Annotated in this window: 3 protein-coding genes; 1 reads left to right on the top strand and 2 read right to left on the bottom strand. The window is 73.8% G+C overall.

Annotated elements, in window-relative coordinates; translation table 11 throughout:
* A partial coding sequence (locus LLG88_10615) for a PAS domain S-box protein (GenBank protein ID MCE5247352.1) occupies window positions 1-279 on the bottom strand: 279 nt, incomplete at its 3' end.
* Window positions 280-378: 99 nt separating this feature from the next.
* A complete protein-coding gene (locus tag LLG88_10610; GenBank protein MCE5247351.1) occupies window positions 379-1533 on the bottom strand; it encodes a 4Fe-4S dicluster domain-containing protein in 1155 nt (384 codons plus the stop codon).
* Window positions 1534-1640: 107 nt separating this feature from the next.
* On the opposite strand from LLG88_10610, the gene LLG88_10605 reads away from it, so the two are divergent.
* On the top strand, window positions 1641-2311 hold a 671-nt coding region (locus tag LLG88_10605; GenBank protein ID MCE5247350.1), incomplete at its 3' end, for a GDP-mannose 4,6-dehydratase.

Genomic DNA, 2311 nt, shown 5'->3' with positions numbered 1-2311 from the left:
CTCCTCGCGCGTGTAGCCGAGGAAGCGGCAGAGCGCGGGGTTGGCGAGGGCGAGGTGCATCTCCGGCCCGACGACCGTGCCGATGCCGACCGGGCTTCCCTCGAAGATCGTGCGGAAGATCGCGCCGCACTCGGTGTGCGGGCAGAAGCGCGCGGGGGCGACGACGCCGTCCCACTCGTCCACCCGCAGGACTTTGAGGCCGGCGCCGGCCAGCGACTCCTTGATCTCTTCAAGGGAACGGCCGTCGTTCTCGACCAGGATGACGCGTGCGCGTGCCACCGTTGCGGTCCCTCCCGCGGGGCCGTCAGTATCGCACGACGCGCGGCCGAGTTGCATGGAGCGACACGGACCTGTTCCCCGCGTCGGGACGCGGACGCCTCAGTCGGCGCCGGGACGGCCGCGCCGGGCGGCGCGCGCGGCGAAGCGGGCGATCGACGCCGCCGCGCCGAGCAGGCCGAAGCGGCTTCGGGCCCGCGCCAGGTACCACGCCGAGACGTCGCGCGGCGGCTTCTCGATCTCCGCCGCGGGACGCGGGACGAGCGCGAGGGCCCCGCGCTTGCAAACCGAGGCGCAGAGGCCGCAGCCGATGCACCGCTCCGCGGCGAGCGCGATCCGCGGCCTGGCGTCGTCGCCGCCCGCGGGGACGAGGGCGAGCGCGTCGGTGGGGCAGCGCGCGACGCAGGCGCCGCAGCCGCCGCAGGCCGCGGCGTCGGGCGCGGCGACGAAGCCGCTGTTCGCGAGCACGTGCGGCGCGCCGAACTCCGCGAGGCCGCGGAGGAACCCGCAGCAGCAGCGGCAGCAGTTGCAGATGAAGATCGGGTCCTCGCGCACGTTGTAGGTGCAGTGGACGAGCCCCTCGCGCTCCGCCCGCGCGAGGACGTCGAGCGCCTCCGCGCGCGTCGCGACGCGCCGCCGCGGAGAGTCGCCCGAGAAGGCGTTCGGCTCGGGCGAGAGGGCGAAGCAGGCCTCGCGCAGGTGGCCGCACCCCTTGCCGAGCGCCTCCCGCTCGACGCGGCAGACGCATTCGGAGAGGAGGATCGACTGCGCGCCTTCGATCAGCTCCTCGACGCTGCGGCAGGACAGGATCGTCGCCCGCGCCTCGATCGAGACGCCGACCGGCACGACCCGTCCCAGCGCCGGACGCGAGCCGCCGAGGACCGGCGCGAGCGTCGGCATGTAGGCCTCGACGAGCGCCGCGAGCTCGGCGTCCATCCGCTCGAGCTGGAATTCGTAGATGCCGAAGATGAACGGCATCAGCGCGTAGCGCCGCGCGCCGCGCGGACCGAGCGCCAGGATCTCCCCCCGCGCCGCCATCGCGTCGAGCCGCGCGCGCGCCGCGTCCTCGGAGAGGCCGGCGCGCCGCGCGACCGCCGCGGCCGTCTCCGGCGACGGCATCAGCCGCAGCGCGAGGGCGGCGTCCTCCGGGGAGAAAATCTTGGCGAGGAGGCGCAGCTCGACGCCGTCCGGCGCCGGCGGGAAGCCGTGCGGCAGTTCGTCGAGGCGCGCGGCGAGGCGGCGGTAGACGTCTTCCATGGCGAAGGAAGTCTACGCGCGTCGCGGCGCGTGTTGCGTCCCGCGGCGGCGCTCCCGTATCCTGCCGCCGCGCCGGGCGTCCGCGGCCCGCGCGGGGGAGTCGCGTCATGAAGAAGGCGTTGATCACGGGGATCACCGGCCAGGACGGCTCGTACCTCGCCGAATTCCTGCTGGAGAAGGGGTACGAAGTCCACGGCCTGATCCGCCGCGCGAGCACGTTCAACACCGGGCGGATCGACCACCTCTACCAGGATCCGCACATCTCCGGCGTGCGCCTCTTCCTGCACTACGGCGACCTGTCCGACGGCACCGGCCTGCGCCGCGTGCTGGAGCAGGTCCGCCCCGACGAGGTCTACAACCTCGGCGCGCAGTCCCACGTGCGCGTCTCGTTCGACCAGCCGGAGTACACCGCCGACGTCGTCGCCACCGGCGTGCTGCGGCTGCTCGACGCGGTGCGTGACTTCCGCGAGCACGGCGGCCAGGACGTGCGCCTCTACCAGGCCTGCTCGTCGGAGATGTTCGGCGCCGCGCCGCCGCCGCAAAGCGAGGGGACGCCGTTCCATCCGCGCAGCCCGTACGCGGTGAGCAAGGTGGCCGGCTACTGGTACGCGCGGAACTACCGCGAGGCGTACGGCCTCTTCGCCGCCAACGGGATCCTCTTCAACCACGAGTCGCCGCGCCGCGGCGAGACGTTCGTCACCCGCAAGATCACGCGGGCGCTGGGGCGGATCCACTACGGCCTGCAGAAGAAGCTCTACCTCGGCAACCTCGACGCGCG

This window comes from bacterium (assembly GCA_021372775.1).
Classification (GTDB): domain Bacteria; phylum Acidobacteriota; class Polarisedimenticolia; order J045; family J045; genus JAJFTU01.
The sequence above is the reverse complement of the archived record's forward strand: the minus strand, read 5'-3'. Positions and strand labels throughout refer to the sequence as shown.